This is a genomic window from Microbacterium sp. NPDC090225, assembly GCF_044772365.1.
Classification (GTDB): Bacteria; Actinomycetota; Actinomycetes; order Actinomycetales; family Microbacteriaceae; genus Microbacterium.
Genome location: NZ_JBIVYS010000001.1, coordinates 2,283,564 through 2,302,853, shown reverse-complemented (window position 1 = coordinate 2,302,853; position 19,290 = coordinate 2,283,564). Strand labels below are relative to the sequence as shown.

General features: G+C 68.4%; 20 protein-coding genes. 7 read left to right on the top strand and 13 right to left on the bottom strand.

Annotated features, from left to right (window positions below):
* Positions 1 to 16 precede the first annotated feature (16 nt).
* Positions 17 to 748, top strand: coding sequence for a hypothetical protein (locus ACIQTT_RS11015; protein ID WP_402789541.1), 732 nt, complete (start codon positions 17 to 19; stop codon positions 746 to 748).
* Between the two features lie 50 nt (positions 749 to 798).
* Here ACIQTT_RS11015 and dnaB read toward each other — a convergent pair whose 3' ends face one another.
* On the bottom strand, positions 799 to 2,145 hold the full coding sequence (gene dnaB, locus ACIQTT_RS11010) for a replicative DNA helicase (protein WP_402791174.1): 1,347 nt from the start codon (positions 2,143 to 2,145) through the stop codon (positions 799 to 801).
* Positions 2,146 to 2,723: 578 nt separating this feature from the next.
* Here dnaB and ACIQTT_RS11005 point away from each other — a divergent pair.
* Positions 2,724 to 3,764 carry a hypothetical protein gene (locus tag ACIQTT_RS11005; protein ID WP_402789538.1) on the top strand — a complete coding sequence of 347 codons (1,041 nt, stop codon included), beginning with the start codon at positions 2,724 to 2,726 and terminating at the stop codon, positions 3,762 to 3,764.
* Between the two features lie 107 nt (positions 3,765 to 3,871).
* Positions 3,872 to 5,605, top strand: a complete 1,734-nt coding sequence (locus tag ACIQTT_RS11000) for a chaplin family protein (RefSeq protein ID WP_402789535.1) — start codon at positions 3,872 to 3,874, stop codon at positions 5,603 to 5,605.
* Positions 5,606 to 6,059: 454 nt separating this feature from the next.
* On the opposite strand, the gene rplI is transcribed toward ACIQTT_RS11000, so the two are convergent.
* The 9 genes from rplI to ACIQTT_RS10955 form a co-directional block, all read right to left on the bottom strand.
* Positions 6,060 to 6,512 carry a 50S ribosomal protein L9 gene (rplI, locus tag ACIQTT_RS10995; RefSeq protein WP_247624087.1) on the bottom strand — a complete coding sequence of 151 codons (453 nt, stop codon included), beginning with the start codon at positions 6,510 to 6,512 and terminating at the stop codon, positions 6,060 to 6,062.
* An 11-nt stretch (positions 6,513 to 6,523) separates the two neighbouring features.
* The gene (gene rpsR, locus ACIQTT_RS10990) at positions 6,524 to 6,778 is read right to left on the bottom strand and encodes a 30S ribosomal protein S18 (RefSeq protein ID WP_017829850.1); all 255 of its coding nucleotides are present in this window, start codon (positions 6,776 to 6,778) and stop codon (positions 6,524 to 6,526) included.
* Between the two features lie 59 nt (positions 6,779 to 6,837).
* Positions 6,838 to 7,356, bottom strand: a complete 519-nt coding sequence (locus ACIQTT_RS10985) for a single-stranded DNA-binding protein (protein WP_402789530.1) — start codon at positions 7,354 to 7,356, stop codon at positions 6,838 to 6,840.
* A 5-nt stretch (positions 7,357 to 7,361) separates the two neighbouring features.
* Complete coding sequence (gene rpsF, locus ACIQTT_RS10980; RefSeq protein ID WP_029264265.1) at positions 7,362 to 7,730, bottom strand: 30S ribosomal protein S6; 369 nt, start codon at positions 7,728 to 7,730, stop codon at positions 7,362 to 7,364.
* Between the two features lie 151 nt (positions 7,731 to 7,881).
* Positions 7,882 to 8,721 (bottom strand): ABC transporter ATP-binding protein, encoded by an 840-nt coding sequence (locus ACIQTT_RS10975; RefSeq protein ID WP_247624085.1) that lies wholly within the window; start codon positions 8,719 to 8,721, stop codon positions 7,882 to 7,884.
* Positions 8,714 to 9,502: an ABC transporter ATP-binding protein gene (locus ACIQTT_RS10970; RefSeq protein ID WP_402789525.1), complete on the bottom strand. Its 789-nt coding sequence runs from the start codon at positions 9,500 to 9,502 to the stop codon at positions 8,714 to 8,716. Before ACIQTT_RS10970 ends, ACIQTT_RS10975 begins: the two co-directional genes overlap by 8 nt.
* The gene (locus ACIQTT_RS10965) at positions 9,499 to 10,407 is read right to left on the bottom strand and encodes an ABC transporter permease (RefSeq protein WP_402789522.1); all 909 of its coding nucleotides are present in this window, start codon (positions 10,405 to 10,407) and stop codon (positions 9,499 to 9,501) included. The genes ACIQTT_RS10970 and ACIQTT_RS10965 overlap by 4 nt, the downstream gene beginning before the upstream one ends.
* Complete coding sequence (locus ACIQTT_RS10960; RefSeq protein WP_247624082.1) at positions 10,404 to 11,465, bottom strand: ABC transporter permease; 1,062 nt, start codon at positions 11,463 to 11,465, stop codon at positions 10,404 to 10,406. Before ACIQTT_RS10960 ends, ACIQTT_RS10965 begins: the two co-directional genes overlap by 4 nt.
* Before the next feature lie 14 nt (positions 11,466 to 11,479).
* Positions 11,480 to 13,063, bottom strand: a complete 1,584-nt coding sequence (locus tag ACIQTT_RS10955) for an ABC transporter substrate-binding protein (RefSeq protein ID WP_402789518.1) — start codon at positions 13,061 to 13,063, stop codon at positions 11,480 to 11,482.
* A 206-nt stretch (positions 13,064 to 13,269) separates the two neighbouring features.
* Between ACIQTT_RS10955 and ACIQTT_RS10950 the strand changes: the two genes are divergently transcribed.
* The gene (locus ACIQTT_RS10950; RefSeq protein WP_402789515.1) at positions 13,270 to 13,803 is read left to right on the top strand and encodes an Lrp/AsnC family transcriptional regulator; all 534 of its coding nucleotides are present in this window, start codon (positions 13,270 to 13,272) and stop codon (positions 13,801 to 13,803) included.
* Between the two features lie 5 nt (positions 13,804 to 13,808).
* Here ACIQTT_RS10950 and ACIQTT_RS10945 read toward each other — a convergent pair whose 3' ends face one another.
* Complete coding sequence (locus ACIQTT_RS10945) at positions 13,809 to 14,168, bottom strand: hypothetical protein (protein ID WP_402789513.1); 360 nt, start codon at positions 14,166 to 14,168, stop codon at positions 13,809 to 13,811.
* 48 nt (positions 14,169 to 14,216) lie between these two features.
* Here ACIQTT_RS10945 and ACIQTT_RS10940 point away from each other — a divergent pair, with 48 nt between their 5' ends.
* From ACIQTT_RS10940 to ACIQTT_RS10930, 3 genes are all read left to right on the top strand, one after another.
* Positions 14,217 to 15,188: a hypothetical protein gene (locus ACIQTT_RS10940; RefSeq protein WP_402789510.1), complete on the top strand. Its 972-nt coding sequence runs from the start codon at positions 14,217 to 14,219 to the stop codon at positions 15,186 to 15,188.
* Positions 15,185 to 16,312, top strand: a complete 1,128-nt coding sequence (locus tag ACIQTT_RS10935; RefSeq protein ID WP_402789508.1) for a hypothetical protein — start codon at positions 15,185 to 15,187, stop codon at positions 16,310 to 16,312. Before ACIQTT_RS10940 ends, ACIQTT_RS10935 begins: the two co-directional genes overlap by 4 nt.
* A 284-nt stretch (positions 16,313 to 16,596) precedes the next feature.
* On the top strand, positions 16,597 to 17,262 hold the full coding sequence (locus tag ACIQTT_RS10930) for a Pr6Pr family membrane protein (protein WP_402789505.1): 666 nt from the start codon (positions 16,597 to 16,599) through the stop codon (positions 17,260 to 17,262).
* Positions 17,263 to 17,291: 29 nt separating this feature from the next.
* Here the strand turns inward: ACIQTT_RS10930 and ACIQTT_RS10925 are convergent, their stop codons facing one another.
* Positions 17,292 to 17,681, bottom strand: coding sequence for a DUF779 domain-containing protein (locus tag ACIQTT_RS10925; RefSeq protein WP_402789502.1), 390 nt, complete (start codon positions 17,679 to 17,681; stop codon positions 17,292 to 17,294).
* Positions 17,681 to 19,231 (bottom strand): aldehyde dehydrogenase family protein, encoded by a 1,551-nt coding sequence (locus tag ACIQTT_RS10920; protein ID WP_402789499.1) that lies wholly within the window; start codon positions 19,229 to 19,231, stop codon positions 17,681 to 17,683. The genes ACIQTT_RS10925 and ACIQTT_RS10920 overlap by 1 nt, the downstream gene beginning before the upstream one ends.
* Positions 19,232 to 19,290: the final 59 nt, after the last annotated feature.

Here is a 19,290-nt window from a genome sequence, read left to right as displayed (position 1 = left end):
TGGGATGCTGGGCACGATGAAGCGTTCGACGAAGATCACGATGGTCGTGTCCGCGGCGACGGTCACGGGTCTGGCCATCCTCGCCGCACCGGTGTTCCTCGGTGCCGCATCGTGGGCCGACGGGTTCTTCGGTGCGGGGTCCGCGGAATCGGAGCCGACCGCTGACCCGGCATCCGACGACGGCCTGGTCGACCTCGGCGACGGCATCTCGGTGCCCGCCGGCGGCCCGGGCGACTGCACCACCAATGCGCGGATCAACACGATGGCCGACGACGACGGCCCGTTCTATTCGAAGCTCCTCGGAGAGCTCGTCGAGATGGGGCCGTCGGAGTTGGCGAGCGGCGAGGTGCTGAAGGACGACGACGGCGAGATCTACGCGTACATGGTCGCGCCGGGTGACAGCCCCATCGCGATCGGCGAGCGATTCTGCATCGACTACGTCACCGTGCAGTCGCACAACCACGTGCGGGTGAACATCAATCCGGGAGACGTCCTCTACCTGCGCCCGGATCCGACCCTGCCCTGGGTCAGCCCATACGAGCCGTTCGACGTGCAGCCCGGCGAGCAGACCGGCCCCTACTACGACGCCATCGATTTCATGCGCAACGCGGTCGCCGCCCAGGACCTCGCAGAGGCTCAGCGGGTGTGGGCGGGGCTCGGCCCGCGCGTCCATCCGGAGGCCCGCACGATCGCGACGCGGGCGCTCGAGGCGGGCGACTGGGAGCTGTTGCGGCAGATGTTCCCGTGAGTGCGCGAGAGGGGCGTTGATGAATTCATCAACGCCCCTCTCGTGACCTATCAGTTGAAGTCGCCGCCCGGCGCCATGTCCATGAAGCGTGAGTAGTGCCCCTGGAACGCCACCGTGATCGTGGCGGTCGGACCGTTACGGTGCTTGGCGACGATGAGGTCGGCCTCACCCGGGCGCACGTCCTTGTCGTAGACCGAGTCGCGGTGCAGCAGGATCACCATGTCGGCATCCTGCTCGATCGAGCCGGACTCACGCAGGTCGCTGATCGCGGGCTTCTTGTCTTGACGCTGCTCAGGGCCACGGTTCAGTTGCGACAGGGCGATGACGGGAACCTGCAGCTCCTTGGCGATGAGCTTGAGGCTTCGCGAGAACTCCGAGACTTCCTGCTGACGCGACTCGACGCGCTTGCCCGACGTCATGAGCTGGAGGTAGTCGATGATGACCATGCGCAGTCCGGCGCGCTGCTTGAGGCGACGGCACTTGGCGCGGATCTCGACGAGCGTCATGTTGGGGCTGTCGTCGATGTAGAGCGGCGCGTCGTTGATGCGTCCGCGGGTCGCCGCGACGGTGGTCCAGTCGCGGGGGTCGAGGGTTCCCTTGCGCATGTTCTGCAGCGGGATCGCACCCTCGGCGCTGAGCAGACGCATCGCGATCTCGCTCTTGCCCATCTCGAGCGAGAAGAAGATCGACGGGAAGTCGTGGCCGATCGATGCCGCGCGCGCGAAGTCGAGCGCGAGCGTCGACTTACCCATGGCGGGTCGGGCGGCGACGACGATCATCTGCCCACCGTGCAGGCCGTTGGTGAGTTCGTCGAGCTCGCGGAATCCGGTCGGGATTCCGGTCATCGAACCGTCGCGGCCGTTGGCGGCTTCGATCTCCTCGATCGCGGCGTCGACCGCGTTCGTCAGCGGAACGTAGTCCTCGGCGGTCTCGGTTCCGGTGACGGAGTAGATCTCGGCCTGCGCGTTGTTGACGATGTCGGTGGCGTCGCCCTCGCCCGCGTAGCCGAGCTGCACGATGCGGGTTCCGGCGTCGACGAGACGTCGAAGGATCGCACGCTCCGACACGATGCCGGCGTAGTAGCCGGCGTTGGCCGCGGTCGGAACGATCGAGGTGAGGGAGTGCAGGTAGTCGGCGCCGCCGGCGCGGCCGAGCTCGCCCGTCTTGATGAGCTCGTCGGTGACCGCGACGACGTCGGTCGGCTCACCGTGCGAGTAGAGCGAGAGGATCGCCTCGAAGATGAGTTCGTGCTTCGGCACGTAGAAGTCAGCGCCCTTGAGCGTCTCGATCACATCGGCGACGGCATCCTTCGACAGGAGCATGCCGCCCAGGGCGCTCTGCTCGGCGAGCAGGTCGTGGGGCGGGGTGCGCTCCGGTCCGCGCGGGCGTCCGCCCATGCGCTCTTCTGAGATGTCGGCGATCGACACACTGCTCCCTTCGCTGCGACGTTCTGCGGTACCGCGACACCCGGGACCTGGGGCGTCGTGCTGTCATCCGGGCCGAGAACGGCCATCTGTGCAGCACATCACGGACTTCCGACATTGGGTCGCTCGCCCACGCTACGAGCGGCGTTATCCACACGCAACACAGCCTGTGGATAACTCTGTGGAGAGCGTGCGAACAAGTCCGGAGAGTCTGTGCACAACGCATGTGGATAACCCGGTGGAGTACCCCGACTTCAAAGTTTCTTTTTCGCCTAGACCTGGACTTTTCTGTTTCCCCACCCTGTGGATGGGAACGGGCTTCAACTGCACATTTAAGGTTTGTTCATCTCGACGACACATGTGTAGAACTTGGGGAAAGTCAAGCCGGAGTTTCACCGGGCGCGTCACACGGCGACACGCGCGGAATCCTGCGGAAGCTGTCATCGGATTCGCGCGAGATGGTATAGACATCGCGATATACCGGGAGTATCGTCACCCGGTATCGACGCAGCGCGCGTCGGAACGATCGTCTTTCGGAGGGGGAAGTCGACGTGAACGCTCGAGCAACCCGTCGCGGCGTACCCGCGATCGCCCTGTGGGGCGGTCTGGGAGCGCTCGCCTGGGCGACGATCACCGTCCTCACCGGCGGCGGATCCGCTCATGCCGACGAGCAGAACGAGCCCTCCCTTCTCGGAGAAGTGTCGTCCCTCGTCACGGGAACCGTCTCCACGGTCGGCGACACCGTCACGGCCGTGACTGACCCGATCATCACCCAGGTCGTCACGCCCGTCGTGAACCAGGTCGTCGCCCCGGTCGTGCACGAGGTGGTCGCTCCGGTTCCCGAGACCATCCCCGCCGTCGTCGAGGACGTCACCGACACGGTCGCCGAGGTCCCGGTCGTGGGAGAGGTGGCGACCCCCGTCGTCGAGGCCGTCACCGACACCGCGCAGGCCGTCGTCACCCCGGTGGCCGACCTGCTGCAGGATGCTCCGGTGTCGCAGATCGTCGATCCGGTGCAGGATGCCGTCGCCGCACTGCCGGTGGTCGGCGGACTGCTCCGCGACCTCGGCGTCACGCAGCTCCTCGACGACGTGACAGGTGTCGTGGACGACACCACGGGAATCGTCGGCGAAGTCGTCGAGAACACGCTTCCGCCGGTGCTGGTCGGACTCGACCCGACCGAGTCGCTCCCGCCCGTCGTGCTTCCGCCGGTCGTGGTCCCGGATCCCGGGTTCTCTTCCGTGCCGACCGCAGCGCTGGCGGCGTCTCCTCCCGCCACGACCGCTTCGACACTCGCGTCCGCGCCCCGGCATCCGCTCGACGAGTCTGCACTCTTCGCGCCTACCGAAACCCCTGCGCCAGCGACGACTGCGTCCGCATCCGGCCATGCCTCCGGACCCGCCACGGCCCCCGCCGGCGGGCCGCTCGCGCCGTCTTCCTCCGCCACGTCCGGCGGAGCATCCGCTGTCTCTCCCGCCGGTCTCACCGATGCGGGAGTTCTCGCGCTCCGTGCCGTGGAGCGCACCTCCGGCGCAGCCGACGACGTCCTGCCGACGTCGTCGGTCGCCGACACCGACGTCTCCCCCGACTGACGGGTCGTCACGTCGTCCCCTCGAGGACGACAGATGCCGTGCTGCGCGCGCACATCTTCGCGCGCACCCACATCAGACACCCCAGTCCAGTCAAGGAGAAAGTCATCATGCGTACTTACCTCAAGCGGGCCCTGTGGGGAACGCTTCTCGCCGGCGGGATCACCCTGCTCGGCGCAACGGCCGCGAACGCGGCAGACACCTCGGGAGACGACAGTGTCCTCTCGGGCACCCAGGTCGAGGCCCCGGTCTCGGTCCCGGTCACGATCGTCGACAATGCGATCTCCCTGCTCGGAGACTCCTCCGCGCAGCAGGCTCCTGCTCCGGTACCCGCACCAGCGCCTGCCCCGGCACCAGCCCCCGCCCCGGCACCGGCGCCGGCGGCCACGACGAACGGCGACTCCGGCACGGCATCCGGAACGCAGGCGGTCGTGAACGTCACCGTTCCGGTGACCGTCACCGACAACTCCATCAGCCTGCTCGGCGACTCGTCGAGCGAGCAGGCGGCGGCACCCGCCGAGGCTCCGGCCCCGGCTCCCGCCGCGCCGGCCCCGTCGGTCACCACGACCGGCGTCGACGGCTTGCTCTCGGGCACCCAGGCGCTCGTGCACGTCGACGTCCCGGTCACCGTCTCGGGCAACGCCATCTCCCTTCTCGGGGACAGCGAAACCGCAGGTCAGGATGCCGCGGCACCGGCACCCACGACCGCACCGACGGGGGCCGTCGCCCCGAGCACGTCGGGCGATGACGCGATCGGCGGCGGCACGCAGGTGATCGCGCCGATCTCGGTTCCGGTCGACATCTCGGGCAATGCCATCTCCCTTCTCGGAGACAGCGGCGTCGCGGGCGGCGAATCGGCACCGGCGGCACCGGGAGACGATCTCGGTGACGTCGAGGCGCTCCCGGCTCCGTGGTCCACGACGAGCGGCGACGACGGTGTGCTCGGCGGCAGCCAGGTGACCGCTCCGGTCACCGCTCCCGTGAACGTCACCGGCAACGCCATCTCCCTCCTCGGCGACAGCGTCTCGACCGGCACGTCGGCTTCGGCCGGCGACCCGACGACCGCTCCGGCGACGGGTGGCACCACCACCGGCAGCACCACCACCGGCGATGACGGCATCCTCGGCGGCACCCAGGTCACCGCCCCCGTCACCGCACCGATCGACGTCACCGGCAACGCCATCTCCCTCACCGGAGACAGCGCCGTCAGCGGCACGACCGGCACCGGCACCACCCCGGGCGCCCCCACCACCGGCAGCACCACCACCGGAGACGACGGCATCCTCGGCGGCACCCAGATCACCGCCCCCGTCACCGCACCGATCGACGTCACCGGCAACGCCATCTCCCTCACCGGAGACAGCGACGTCAGCGGCACGACCGGCACCGGCACCACCCCGGGCGCCCCCACCACCGGCAGCACCACCACCGGCGACGACGGCATCCTCGGCGGCACCCAGATCGGTCTGCCGATCACGGTTCCGGTCACGATCGGTGACAACGCCATCTCGGTGATCGGTGACAGCACGGTGACCACGCCGACCGGCACGGACCCGGGAACCGATCCGGGGACCGACCCCGGTACCGACCCGGGAACGGATCCCGGCACGGATCCTGGCACCGACCCCGGAACCGATGCCGGAACTGACCCCGGCACGACGCCGGGTACAGACACCGGAGTCGGTCCGAGCTCGGGCGGCACCATGGCCGCGGGAATGACGACCTCGTCCGGAGGAGCTGACGCCCTCGCCACCACCGGTGGTGCAGCGTCGTTCGCTCCAGTGGTCGTCGCCGTTCTCCTGCTCCTGACGGGAGTGGGCCTGCTGCGCCGCCGCACGGCGTAACGCGGACCCCGGTGGTCCGGCGCCCTGGAGGGAGGAGGCGCCGTACCACCGGAACGCCGCGTCGCCGAGATAGCGACGAGTTGCCCCCGGGTCCCCAGCCCGGCGTCGACCCCGACGCGGCTGCAAGGGCGGATGCCCCGTGCCCCCAGCACGGGGCATTCGTCGCGCCCGTTCACAACTCCTCAGAACCGGCCCGACCCCGCGCCGAACCCTCGCCTTTCTCCGTCTCGGGCCCGTTCTTGAGGAGTTGTGCGTCCCGCCGCGTGCACTAACTCAGGAAGAACGCACCAAACCCGCCCAGAACGGCCCGTAATCGGTCCCAAACCCGCGTTTTTCCTGAGTTAGTGCACACCCCTCCCGGGCCGCCCACCCCCGGAAACGCCGAACGCCCCCTGTCCCGAAGGACAGAGGGCGTTCGCACTTCGACAGGCTCGGTGGCCCATCGAAGACAGGATTATTTCGCGGCGACGACCTGCAGCGTGATGACCGCGGTCACGTCGTCGTGCAGACGAACCGTGGCCTCGTGGTCACCGGTCGACTTGATCGGCGAGGTGATGTGCACCTTGCGCTTGTCGATCGAGCCGAGGCCCGCAGCGGCGACGGCGTCTGCGACGTGCTCGGTCTTGACCGAGCCGAAGAGACGACCAGCGGCGCCGGCCTTGACGGCCAGACGGACCTTGGTGCCCTCGAGGGCGTTCTTCAGTGCGACAGCGTCGTCACGATCGTGGATCGCGCGTGCCTGACGCGCGGCCTGGATCGATGCGACCTGCTTTTCGCCACCACGGGTCCACGCCGTAGCGAAGCCCTGGGGGATGAGGTAGTTACGGGCGTACCCGTTCTTGACCTCGACCACGTCACCGGCACTACCCAGCCCGGCGACCTCGTTCGTGAGAATCAGCTTTGCCATCTCGATACCCCTTACCGGCCGGCGCCAGCGTAGGGCAGGAGCGCCATTTCGCGCGCGTTCTTGATCGCCGTGGCGATCAGACGCTGCTCCTGCACCGAGACACCGGTGATACGACGGGCACGGATCTTGCCGCGCTCCGAGACGAACTTGCGAAGGGTGGCGACATCCTTGTAATCGATGACTCCGACCCGGATCGACTTCGCGGGAGCGGTGGGCTTGCCACCCTTCCGCGGCTTGCGGCGGTCGCCGCTCGACTTTCCAGCCATGGTTTTTCCTTAGTTATGAGCGGATGCCGTCCCCGAAGGGGCGGATCCAGAAGTGTTGATCAGAACGGGGTGTCGTCGCCGAAGCTGCCCGGAGTGCTCCAGGCGTCGGCGCTGGTCGACGAGCCGGGGGTAGACCACGGCTCCTCCGACACCTGCTGCTGCTGCTGTGCGGGGCGAGACTGTCCTCCGCCGCCACCGCCGGCACCGCCGGTCGAGGCCGCACGGGTGACCTGCGCGGTCGCGTACCGGAGCGAGGGGCCGATCTCGTCGACCTCCAGCTCGATCGCGGTGCGCTGGTTGCCCTCGCGGTCCTGGTAGGAACGCTGACGCAGACGGCCCTGCGCGATGACGCGCATGCCCTTCGTCATCGTGCCTGCCACGTGCTCGGCGAACTCGCGCCAGACGGATGCGCGGAGGAACAGCGCTTCGCCGTCCTTCCACTCGTTCGCGGCACGGTCGAAGTTCCGAGGCGTCGATGCGATGGTGAAGTTCGCCACCGGCAGCCCGTTCTGCGTGTAACGCAGCTCGGGGTCGGCCGTGAGGTTTCCCACAACGGTGATGACGGTTTCGCCGGCCATGGGACTTAGGCCTTCGCAGCCTTGGCGGCCTTGCGAGCAGCCTTCTCTTCGGAGCGCTTGGCTTCCGAAGCGACCATCGCCTGAGCCTCTTCCGAGCGGAGGACCTTGGTGCGCATGATCTGCTCGTTCAGCTTGAGCTGACGGTCGAGCTCCTGCGTGGCCTCGCTGGTAGCGGTGAAGTTGACGACGGCGTAGATGCCTTCGTTCTTCTTCTGGATCTCGTAGGCCAGACGGCGCTTACCCCAGATGTCGACCTTGTCAATCGAGCCACCATCGTTGGTGATGACCTTCAGGAACTTGTCGAGCGTAGGTGCGACCTGGCGCTCGTCGATCTCGGGGGTCAGAATGACCATGAGTTCGTACTGGTGCGTCACTTACCCACCTCCTTCGGACTAGAACGGCTTCCGAGGATTTCTCGAAAGCAGGAGGGTGTGTGAACGTGCCTGCCAGAAGGCAGACAACCTGGACAGTCTAGCGGAGTTCTCCGCAGGCCGCGACCGAGCGCGAACCCGGCCCTCGCACCCCTCAGTTCAGGACGGGCGGGATCTCCGACCACACCTCGCGGTCCTCGGTCGACGGGGCGTCGGGGATGCGGCCGGCGCCGTCGGGCTCGGGGATCGCGGCGAGCAGCGCCTGCGTGTACGGATGCTGCGGCGCGGCCCAGAGCCGATCGGTCGGCCCCGACTCGAGCACGCGACCGGAGTACATGACGAACGTGCGGTCGGCGATGCGTCGCACCACGGCGAGGTCGTGCGAGATGAAGAGCATCCCCGCGCCGGACTCCGCCACGAGGTCGCGCATGAGGCCGGCGACGCTGGTCTGCGTCGAGGCGTCGAGCGCCGAGATCGGCTCGTCGGCGACGAGCAGCGAGGGCCGGGCGGCGAGCGCCCGGGCGATCGCGATGCGTTGCTTCTGCCCGCCCGAGAACTGATGCGGGAAGCGCGAGGCGACCGAGGTCGGCAGGCCGACGCGCTCGAGCCATTCCTCGACGGTGGATCCGGCGGCACCGCGCGCTCGGGCGGTGGCGATGCCGTCGGAGATCTGGTCGCCCACCCGCCGGCGCGGGTTGAGCGAGGTCGACGGGTCCTGGAAGACCATCTGGATGCCGGTGAGGGCGATCGAGCGTCGACGGATGCCGAGGGGCGAGACCGGTGCGCCGTTGAACAGCACCGTCCCTCCCGCGGTCTTCTCGATGCCGACGACGGCGCGAGCGAAGCTCGACTTGCCGCTGCCGGACTCGCCCACGAGGGCGACGGTCTCGCCGGCGGCGACGGTCATCGACACCCCGTTCACGGCGATGACGGGCGGGTTCCCCGGGTAGCGCACGACCATGTCCTGCGCGTCGAGGACGGAGACCTCACTCATCAGCGTCCTCCTCGATGCGGGAACCGGGCAGTGCGGCGAGCAGCATCCGCGTGTACTCGTGCTGCGGGTCGCGGAACAGAGTCGCGCGATCGGCCTTCTCGACGATCAGGCCGTCCTTCATGACGGCGACCTCGTCGGCGATCGCGCTCATCACGCCGAGGTCGTGGGTCACGAGCAATACGGCGAGCCGGCGCTCGATGGCGAGGTCGCGCAGCAGCTGCAGGATGCCGGCCTGCACCGTGACGTCGAGAGCGGTCGTCGGCTCGTCGGCGAGCAGCACTTCGGGGTCGCAGGCCAGGGCGCACGCGATCGCGATGCGCTGGCGCTGGCCGCCCGAGAACTGGTGCGGGTAGCGCTTCAGCGCCTCGGCGGGGTTCGGCACCTGCACGGTCTGCAGTAGTTCGACGGCCTTCTCGCGCGCGGCCGCACCGCGAAGACCGAGGTGCACGCGCATGTGATCGGTGAGCTGGCGGCCGACCGGCAGCTGCGGGTGCAGCGACGCCGAGGGGTCCTGGAACACCATCGCGATGCGCTTGCCGCGCACGCGGTTCATCGCCCGGCGCTTCAGCCCGACGAGCTCCTCCCCCGCGAGGGTGATCGATCCGCCGGTCTTCGCCTGCCGCGGCAGCAGTCCGAGCACGGCGAGCGAGGTGAGGGTCTTACCCGAACCCGACTCCCCGGCGAGACCGTGGATGCGGCCCGCCTCGAGGTCGAGCGAGACGCCCTTCACGAGCGGGCGGCCGATGTCGATCGTCAGATCGCGGATGCTCAGCGCGGTCATGCGGGCACCCCCGCGGCATCCGTCTTCTCGGCCTGCTTCTCGTGCGTGACTTCGGCCGTCGGGTCGAGGATGTCGCGCATCGCGTCACCGAGGAAGTTGAACGCCAGCACCACGGTGAGGATCGCGAGACCCGGGAAGACCCCGAGCCACCAGGCGTCGAAGTTCTGCATGGCCGACGAGATCATCGACCCCCATTCCGCCGTCGGCGGCTGTGCGCCGAGGCCGAGGAACGACAGCCCCGACAGCAGCAGGATGGCGGCACCGATGTCGAGCGTGGCGAGCACCAGCACGGGGCCGGCGATGTTGGGCAGGATGTCGACGAACAGCGTGCGCAGGGGCGAGTGGCCGAGCAGGCGGCCGGCGATGACGTAGTTCTGTCCGCGCAGGCCGAGCACGATGCTGCGCGTCACACGGGAGTACTGCGGCCACGAGACGACGATGGCGGCGATCACGGCGTTGAAGAGCGACGGCCCGAGGGAGGCCGCGACCACCATCGCGAGGATCACCGTCGGGAACGCCATGAAGAGGTCGGTGATACGCATGAGCGTCTCGTCGACCCATCCGCCGAAGTATCCGGCGAGCGCACCGATCAGGGTGCCGATGATCATGGCGGCGACGACGAGCATGAGCGCGAGCGGCAGACTCACGGTCGCCCCCGTCATGAGGCGCGAGAAGATGTCGCGGCCGTTGCCGTCGGTGCCGAGCAGGGTCTCGACCCCGGGCTCCTGCAGGCGCGGGAAGATCTGCGCGTTGGGGCCGTAGGGCACCCACCACTGCGCGGTGAAGGCGATGATCACCCAGGCGCCGGCGATGACCGTGCCGATGATGCCGAGGGGCGTGCGCCAGGCGCGCGGCCAGCGGAAGCGGAACCGCCAGGGCCCGGATGCTGCGTCGATGCGGCTCATGCGATCCTCACTCTCGGGTCGAGGACGCCGTAGAGCATGTCGACGACGAAGTTGATGAGGAGATAGATGAACCCGACCACGAGGCCGACGCCCATGATGCCGGGCAGGTCGAGGTTCGCGGCCGAGTTGTAGGCGTAGGTGCCCAGGCCCGGCCATGCGAAGACCGATTCGACGAGCACGGTGCCCGAGAGCAGGGTTCCGAACGCGACGCCGACGACGGTGAGGATGGGGAGGGATGCTCCGCGCAGCACGTAGTCGAGGATGACGCGCATCGCGGGGAGGCCCTTGGCGCGGGCGGCGCGCACGTAGTCGCTGCCGAGCACTTCGAGCACCGAGGTGCGGATGAAGCGGGTGAGCAGGCCGATCGTCACGAGCGACAGCACCATGACCGGCAGGGCGAGGTGGGCGAGGGCGTCGAAGTAGCCGACGGCGTCGCCGTTGAGCAGGTAATCGACCGTGTAGAGCCCCGTCACGCGCGGCGGCGGGGTGATCGACGGAGAGATGCGGCCCGACCCGGGGGCGATGCGCAGCTCGAGGAAGAAGACGTAGAAGCTGACCAGCGCGAGCCAGAAGGTCGGCACGCTGAGGCCGACGAGCGTGACGACGCGGATGACCTGGTCGGTCACGAGTCCGCGGCGGTAAGCGGCGAGCGTTCCGAGCACGATGCTGACGACGAGACTCAGGATGATCGCGCCGATGGCGATCTCGATCGTCGCCGGCACAGCGGTGGAGAGGTCGCTGGTGACCGCACGGCCGGTCACCAGCGACGTCCCGAGGTCCCCGCGGAGCAGGTTCCCCATATAGATGAAGTACTGCACGATCAACGGCTGATCGAGTCCGTGCTCCCGGATGAACGCTTCTCGCGTCGCCGGGTTCTGCGATGCGCCCTCACCGAGCGCGGCCGAGACCGGGTCTCCCGGCACCAGGTTGGTGAGCAGGAACGTGACGATCGTCACGCCCACCAACAGGAGCAGGGAGGTGCCGGCCCGCCGCAGCAGGTATCCGATCAGGGGAGACCTGCGCCTACGCGCCTGTCTCTGCACCGCCACCGTTGTCATGCGTCGTTATCCGTTCAGCCGGCCGGGGTGATCTCGGCGATGTCCATCTCCCACACCGAGTTGTACACGGCGCCCGAGACGGCGGATGCCGAGGCGATGTTGCGACCCGGAACGATGAGCGGTACGAACGGGCCTTCGGCCTGCATGGCCTCGGCGAACTCGGTGAACAGGGCGGTGCGCTCGTCGGCATCCGTCGCTGCTGCGGCGTTCGCGGCGATCTCGGCGATCTCCGGGTTCGCCTCGGCTGCCCAGCCGGCACGGAGGCCGACCTTCAGGCCCGGGCCGAACGGCAGGAAGTTCGCGGAGTCGGCGTAGTCCGGACCCCAGAACCAGAGGCCGAAGCCCTCGGTGCCGTTGACGTAGGCGTCGAGCTCGGTGGCGAAGGGCGCCGGGGCGAGCTCCACCGCGATGCCGGCATCCTCGAGCTGCGCCTGGATGCGCTCGGCGAGCGGGGTGAACTCCACGCCGCCGACCGGGTAGTCGTTCGGGAACTGCAGCTTCAAGGTCTGGCCCGTGTAGCCGGCCTCGGCGAGGGCGGCCTTCGCCGCGTCGAGGTCCTGCGAGACGCCGCCGTCGAGCGAGCCCTCGAATCCGGGCGGGATGACGCCGGTCGCCTGCACCGCGCCGGCACCGGCCAGCTCGAGCAGCGCGTCGTAGTCGAGCGCGTAGCGGATCGCTTCGGCGATCTTGACGTTCGCGAGGTCGCCTCCGGCCTCACCCTGGTTGAGCAGCAGGAAGATCGTCTGGCCCGAGGGCACGGAGTCGACCGTGAGGTCGTCGCCGAGACCGGCGACCTGGTCGCCGTTCAGGTCCATCGCGACCATCGAGTCGCCGCCCTTGAGGTTGGCGAGCTGCGTGGCGCTCTCCGAGACGTTGCGAACCACGACGCGGTCGTAGGCCGACTCCTCGTCGCCGTTGTACTCGGTGTTCTTGGTGAGCACGACCTGCGACGAGAGGTCGAGGGTGTCGAGCACGAACGGACCGGAACCGGCCGATTCGCCGTCGAGGAAGCTCTGCGCGCTGTCGGAGCCGTCGGTCGCGCCGCCGTTCTCGATCACGACGTCGGAGTTCACGATGCCGAGTGCCGGGTTCGCGAGGATCGCGGGCAGCTGCAGCAGCGGGGTCTCGGTCGTGAAGCTGATCGTCTTGTCGTCGACCTCGGCGATGGTGACGCCGGCGAGCAGGAAGTTGGGCTTGGCGTCCTCCATGCCCTGGATGCGCTGCAGCGAGAAGACGACGTCCTTCGCCTCGATCGGGGTGCCGTCGGAGAAGACGCGGTCGCCCTCGAGCGTGAAGGTGAACTCGGTCGCGGTGTCGTTCTGCTCCCAGGAGGCGAGTCCGGGAACCGGCGTCGAGACGTCGGAACCCTCGAAGTCGACCAGGGTCTCGTAGATCGCCTTGGCGATCATGTTGCCGGTCGGGTCGTAGGTGTGACCCGGGTCGGTCGTCTCGATCGAGAACGCGGTGTCGATGACCAGCGAGCCGGAGCCCGACGAATCATCGCCGTTGTTGGCGGAGTTTCCTCCCGAGCAACCGGCGAGCGCGAGGAGCGCGACCGCTCCGAACGCGAGGGCCGGCAGGATGCGGCGTGACGACATGAGAGCCTCCAAGGGCGAGGAGTACATTCGGGTGTCGGCCGCCACTGGTGTGGACGACCGTGGATCAGATTCGCATCATATGCGACGATGTGTCCAGCAAGTGTCGGGATGACCGGCACGGTCTGTCCAGATCAACAACCGTGGGGAGCAATATGTCCAGCAAGGATGCCGAACATCTGAAGCATTCTGGACGAAGTGCCACCGGGTTGGACGAGATCGCGTACAAGATTCTCGAAGTCCTCCGTGATAACGGTCGCATCTCGATCGCCGCACTCGCCGACCGGGTCGGGATCTCCCGCGCCAGCGCTTATTCGCGTGTCGAATCATTGGTGAGCGACGGCGTGATCACCGGGTTCAGCGCCCGGGTCGATCAGGCCAAGGCGGGTCTCTCGATCGGCGCCCTCGTCTTCGTCACCGTACTGCCGCAGGCCTGGGCATCGTTCCGCGATCGTGTGAGCGAGATGCCCGACGTCGAGTGGTGCGCGATCACGACCGGTGAGCACGACGCCATGCTGCTCATCCGCGCCGTCGACGTCAGCGGCGTGCACGAGTTCTCGACCGGGGTCATCGCGCAGCTGCCCGAGGTGCGCACGGTGGTCAGCGTCGTGGTGCTCGACGAGGTCATCCGCCGCCCCTACCTGCTGCCCTCCGACATCCCCGAGCGCGAAGCCGAGATCCCTCTCGGCATGACGCGCTGGACCCCGGCATCCCCCGGCCGCGACGCACTGCCGCCCCGCTGACCGGGTCAGGCGGCGGGGATCTCCTCGCACACGCTCAGCTGCGGCAGGCCGTGCATCTCGTAGTGCTCGATCAGGCGGATGAGTCCATCGTCGGTGAGCTCGAGCTCGCTCTCCCCATCACCCGTGACGACCTGGCCGTCCGCCACGAGCACGTGCACGAACGACACCCAGATCGTGTCGGCGGTGCGGGTGCCCACGAACTTGCCGAAGGTCACAGTGTCGCCGGTGTACCCACCCCAGATCGCCCCGTCCTTCTCGAAGTACTCGAAGATGCTCGGCGCCTCGGGGTCGACCGCCGAGGTCGTGGACGAGATCATCCGGAAGCGGCGGCCATCGAGCGAGGGAAGGGTTGCAGTCGCAGTCACCCTTCGATTATGACGGGCGCGACGACACTCCCCGGTACCGTGGGTCGCATGGAGTGGATCGCGAACCCGACCATCGGTGACTGGCTGCGGGAGCGGCTCGACAGCGATTTCCCTCCCATGCATGGCGTGGTCCCGCAGGGTTTCCCCGCCTACGCGCGCATCTTCCATCCCGGCTTCGTGCGCGAGCTTCCGGGCCGACGGATGCCGAGTGCGGAGGAGCGGGTGCGGATGCCGGCAGCCGACCAGGAGCGGCTGCAGAGCGAACTCGTCGAAACCACGACGACCTGGGGCGACGCCGCCGCCGTGTTCGGCACGACGCTGCATCCACTGGCGCAGTGGGCGGGTATCGTCGGTGCCCCCGGGGAGCGCGACTGGATCGAGCGGATCGCCCCCGACGGACGCGAGTTCTCGTCTCCCGCGATCGGCGAGCTCGACGTCGAGAGTCTCGCCGCCCTCACCGCGGTTCTCCTGCGCCACACCTCGACGCCCGACGCCGGTGTCGCCGGGCTCTGGGAGGGTCGTGGCGGTCTGCTGGGATTCTTCGGCGATCTGCCCTCGCGCGGCTTCTACACCGTCGGCGACGACGATCCGAATCACCGCGCGATGCTCGCCCGCAGTCTGCGGGATCCGTTCAACAACGTCTTCCGCAAGCCGACCTGGCAGGAGGGGATCCTGTCGCGCGAGATCTCCGAAGGCGCGCGGCTCGAACTCCCGAACCGCGGGTACGTGCTGTTCGACGCACCACCGAGTGCGTTCGCCGAGCCCGAGTGGATCCTCGATGCTCCCTGGCGCGATCGGCCGGCGGAGGCGCACGGCGCCCCCGCCTCGGCGCAGAGCCCGGGCCTCCTCTGGCCTGACGACCGCGCGTGGGTGATGGTGAGCGAGGTCGACTACGACTCGACGATCGTCGCGGGCTCGGCGGCTCTGGTCGCCGCGATCTGTGCAGAGCCGGGGCTCGAGGCGCTCGAGATACCGAGCGGCGCCGACCTGTCGTGGAACGCCGACGAGGTGAATCGATGAGCGTGCCGCAGCATCCGGCATCCACCTTCGATGCCCGCGCGCTGACCGGACCGGTCGACCCGCGGGCGGTCGGGGCGTTCACGGCCGACCTCAAAGCACGACGCGCTCCGGCATCCGCCGGCACGATCGCCGGCACGGTGATCGGCGTCATCGTGCTCGGATTCGCCGCTCTCGTGGGCGTCTTCGTGCTCGGTGGAGTCGTCACCAGCATGATGCGCACGGGAGGGTCGACGGGCGCCTCGATCTTCGCCGTGCTGCTCGTGCTCACCCTGGGCGCCGGCGCCGCGATCACGATCTTCGTGGTGCGCGCCAACCGCGTCCGCCGCTATCGGATCGGCATGTTCGCTCAGGCGAACGGCATGAGCTACACCGAACGCATCGCGAACCCGCCGCTGCCGGGCATGATCTTCAGCCTCGGCTCGGGGCGGCTGGCGACCGACCTGGTGCGCGGCACCCAGCCGCGGTTCGTCGAGTTCGGCAACTACCAGTACACGATCAAGCACGGCAAGAGCTCGACCACGTACCGCTGGGGCTACATCGCCGTGAAGCTCGACGTGCCGCTGCCGAACATCGTGCTCGACGCGCTCGGCAACAACGGTTTCGGCTCGAATCTGCCGGCGTCGTTCCAGCGCGCGCAGCGCCTGTCGCTCGAGGGCGACTTCGACCGGCACTTCACGCTCTACTGCCCCGAGGGGTACGAGCAGGACGCGCTCTACCTCTTCACGCCCGACATCATGGCGCGGTTCATCGACCACGCCGCGCAGCTCGACGTCGAGATCGTCGACGACTGGATGTTCCTCTACACGAGGCGCGAGGCGTCGACGCTCGATCCCGCGACGTGGGCCTGGCTGTTCGGTGTGGTGGGTGCGCTGATGACGAAGTTCGACCAGTGGGCGCGTTGGCGTGACGACCGCCTGCACGCCGCGCACCCGCAGATCTCGGATGCCGTCGCGCCGGGTGTCGCGGCATCCGCATCGCTGCCCTTCGCGCCGCCGGCCGGACTGCTCACTCCCCCACCGGGCGTCGCTCCGCAGGGCCGACGGCTGAAGCGCCGGATGACGTGGATCCCACTCGTCGTCGTGATCCTCATCGGCGTCGCGTACGCGTTCATGTCGATGCGCTGACCCGCATCAACGGGTGCGGACGTCGAGTGTGGGGGTGGGTGCCGTTTTGGGGACCAGCGCCCACCCCATCCCCCCTCGGGATCAGAGGGAGTTCGACTCTCCCTCTGCAGACGGCTCTGCCGTCAACGCCTTCGCCTGCTGGGGACAAGCGGTATATCGGCGCCTGTCAAAATGGTATGCCGCCCTACGTTGCACTTCGTTGCACAGTTATTCAGTCTTCACACCCGTCGGTTCCTGAGCGAGCGCAGCGGGACGAAGGGCCCACCCTCATTAGGGTGAACGTCATGCCCGACGCACCCGCACCCCGCCCCTCGCGCACCATCGGCATCGCCCGCATCGCCGTCGGGCTCGCCGTCATCACCGTGCTGGTGCACACCTATTTGCTGGGCATCAGCGCCGGGCGCACGAGCCTCATCGACTATGTCGGCTACTTCACGAACCTCACGAGCCTGCTCACGAGCGCGCTGTTCCTCGCGGCCGGCGCGCTCGCACTGCGAGGGCGACGGCATCCGCTCTGGGTGTCGTACGCACGCGGCGTCGCCGTCACCTGCATGCTGCTCGTGGCCGTGATCTACAACTTGGTCGTGCCGGGCACGGGGTCGGCGCCTGTGTGGGTGAGCGTGGTGCTGCACGCCGTCTTCCCGCTGCTCGTCGCACTCGACTGGCTGCTGATCCGCGACCGCCCGGCGCTGGCCTGGCGGCACCTGTGGGTCGTCACGGTCTATCCGCTCGTGTGGATCGTCGTCGTGCTCATCCGCGGTGCGACCGACGGCTGGGTGCCGTACGGATTCCTGCTGCCGTCGCACGGCCCCGCCGTGCTCGCCGCGCACGTCGCGGGTCTCCTCGCCGCCCTGCTCGCTCTCGGCGCACTGGTCTGGCTCACCAGCCGCCTGCGGGTGGGGGACGCTTCGGCAGGCTCAGCGGCCCAGTCACAGACACCGGGTCCCTGAGCCTGTCGAAGGGCCCCACCGCGCCGAACTCACCCCAACCCGAAGTACTCCAGCTCCGCGTCGTTGAGCATCCGCGACCGGATCAGGAACCGCATGCCCGTCGGCCCTTCCACCGAGAACCCGGCACCACGACCGGGAACCACGTCGATCGTGAGGTGCGTGTACTTCCAGTACTCGAACTGCGACTCCGACATGAAGACCTCGACATCCTTCTCCAGCCCGACGTCGAGGCTCCCGAGTTGCACGTCGCCCGGCCCGGTGAGGAACATCCCCACCGGGTAGCACATGGGCGATGAGCCGTCGCAGCATCCGCCCGACTGGTGGAACATCAGCGGGCCGTGCTGCGCCGTGAGGTCGCGGATGAGGGATGCCGCAGCATCCGTCACCGCGACCCGCTGGTACGTGCCGATGCCGACCATCAGAAGAAGCCCATCGGGCCCTCCGCGTACGAGACCAGGAGGTTCTTCGTCTGCTGGTAGTGGTCGAGCATCATCTTGTGGTTCTCGCGGCCGACGCCCGACTGCTTGTATCCGCCGAACGCGGCGTGCGCCGGGTACTGGTGGTAGGTGTTCGTCCACACGCGCCCGGCCTCGATCGCCCGGCCCGCGCGGTAGGCGGTGTCGCCGCTGCGGCTCCACACACCCGCGCCCAGCCCGTACAGGGTGTCGTTCGCGATCGAGATCGCGTTGTCGAAGTCGTCGAACGAGGTGACGGACAGCACCGGGCCGAAGATCTCCTCCTGGAAGATCCGCATGTCGTTCGTGCCCTCGAACACGGTCGGGGCCACGTAGTAGCCCTCGCTGAGATCGCCGCCGAGGTCGACCCGCTCGCCGCCCGTGAGCAGCCGCGCGCCACCCTGCTTTCCGATGTCGATGTAGCTCAGGATCTTCTCCAGCTGATCGTTGGAGGCCTGGGCGCCGATCATCGTCGCCGGATCCAGCGGGTTGCCCTGCACGACCTTCCCGACCCGCTCGAGCCCGTCGGCGAGGAAGCCGTCGTAGATGGAGCGCTGGATGAGCGCCCGCGACGGGCAGGTGCAGACCTCGCCCTGGTTGAGCGCGAACATCGTGAAGCCCTCGAGCGCCTTGTCGTAGAACGGGTCGCTGGTCGAGCGCGCGACGTCTTCGAAGAACACGTTCGGGCTCTTGCCTCCGAGTTCGAGCGTCACCGGGATGAGGTTCTGCGAGGCGTACTGCATGATGAGCCGGCCGGTCGTCGTCTCGCCCGTGAACGCGACCTTGCGGATGCGCTTGTGCTGCGCGAGCGGGGCGCCCGCCTCGATGCCGAAACCGTTGACGATGTTCACGACGCCCGCGGGCAGCAGGTCGCCGATGATCTCGAACAGGAACAGGAGGGATGCCGGTGTCTGCTCGGCCGGCTTGATGACGACGCAGTTGCCCGCGGCGAGCGCCGGGGCCAGCTTCCACACGGCCATCAGGATCGGGAAGTTCCACGGGATGATCTGCCCGACCACACCCAGCGGTTCGTGGAAGTGGTACGCGACCGTGTTCTCGTCGAGCTGGCTGATGCCGCCCTCCTGCGCCCGCAGCACACCCGCGAAGTAGCGGAAGTGGTCGACGGCGAGGGGGATGTCGGCGGCGAGGGTCTCGCGCACCGGCTTGCCGTTCTCCCACGTCTCGGCGACGGCGATGCGCTCGAGGTTCTGCTCGATCCGGTCGGCGATCCGGTTCAGGATCACCGAGCGCTCGGCGGGGCTCGTCTTGCCCCAAGCGGCGAAGGCCTTCCAGGCGACGTCGACCGCGCGGTCGATGTCTTCGCCGGTGCCGCGGGCGACCTCGGTGAACGGCTTGCCGTTGACGGGGCTCACGTTCTCGAAGTACTGGCCCTTGGCGGGTTCGACGAACTCCCCACCGATGTAATGGCCGTAGCGGGGGCGGTAGTCGGCCAGGGATCCCGGCTGACCCGGGGCGGCGTAGGCAGTGGACACGTCTTCTTCGACGATGGTCATCGTGACTCCTCGGGCTGGGCCGCGCCTCGGTGCGCGGCTGTCCTCTGAAGGTAGGTCGC

What these genes read in the sequence shown, in the direction of transcription:
- ACIQTT_RS10955 (WP_402789518.1), bottom strand. Translation starts at nt 13,063, where the DNA reads ATGTCGTCACGCCGCATCCTGCCGGCCCTCGCGTTCGGAGCGGTCGCG.
- ACIQTT_RS10930 (WP_402789505.1), top strand. Translation starts at nt 16,597, where the DNA reads ATGCCCGACGCACCCGCACCCCGCCCCTCGCGCACCATCGGCATCGCC.
- ACIQTT_RS10920 (WP_402789499.1), bottom strand. Translation starts at nt 19,231, where the DNA reads ATGACCATCGTCGAAGAAGACGTGTCCACTGCCTACGCCGCCCCGGGT.
- ACIQTT_RS10960 (WP_247624082.1), bottom strand. Translation starts at nt 11,465, where the DNA reads ATGACAACGGTGGCGGTGCAGAGACAGGCGCGTAGGCGCAGGTCTCCC.
- ACIQTT_RS10965 (WP_402789522.1), bottom strand. Translation starts at nt 10,407, where the DNA reads ATGAGCCGCATCGACGCAGCATCCGGGCCCTGGCGGTTCCGCTTCCGC.
- dnaB (WP_402791174.1), bottom strand. Translation starts at nt 2,145, where the DNA reads ATGGGCGGACGCCCGCGCGGACCGGAGCGCACCCCGCCCCACGACCTG.
- ACIQTT_RS10985 (WP_402789530.1), bottom strand. Translation starts at nt 7,356, where the DNA reads ATGGCCGGCGAAACCGTCATCACCGTTGTGGGAAACCTCACGGCCGAC.
- ACIQTT_RS11015 (WP_402789541.1), top strand. Translation starts at nt 17, where the DNA reads ATGAAGCGTTCGACGAAGATCACGATGGTCGTGTCCGCGGCGACGGTC.
- ACIQTT_RS11000 (WP_402789535.1), top strand. Translation starts at nt 3,872, where the DNA reads ATGCGTACTTACCTCAAGCGGGCCCTGTGGGGAACGCTTCTCGCCGGC.
- ACIQTT_RS10925 (WP_402789502.1), bottom strand. Translation starts at nt 17,681, where the DNA reads ATGGTCGGCATCGGCACGTACCAGCGGGTCGCGGTGACGGATGCTGCG.
- ACIQTT_RS10935 (WP_402789508.1), top strand. Translation starts at nt 15,185, where the DNA reads ATGAGCGTGCCGCAGCATCCGGCATCCACCTTCGATGCCCGCGCGCTG.
- ACIQTT_RS10975 (WP_247624085.1), bottom strand. Translation starts at nt 8,721, where the DNA reads ATGAGTGAGGTCTCCGTCCTCGACGCGCAGGACATGGTCGTGCGCTAC.
- ACIQTT_RS10970 (WP_402789525.1), bottom strand. Translation starts at nt 9,502, where the DNA reads ATGACCGCGCTGAGCATCCGCGATCTGACGATCGACATCGGCCGCCCG.
- ACIQTT_RS10940 (WP_402789510.1), top strand. Translation starts at nt 14,217, where the DNA reads ATGGAGTGGATCGCGAACCCGACCATCGGTGACTGGCTGCGGGAGCGG.
- rpsR (WP_017829850.1), bottom strand. Translation starts at nt 6,778, where the DNA reads ATGGCTGGAAAGTCGAGCGGCGACCGCCGCAAGCCGCGGAAGGGTGGC.
- rplI (WP_247624087.1), bottom strand. Translation starts at nt 6,512, where the DNA reads ATGGCAAAGCTGATTCTCACGAACGAGGTCGCCGGGCTGGGTAGTGCC.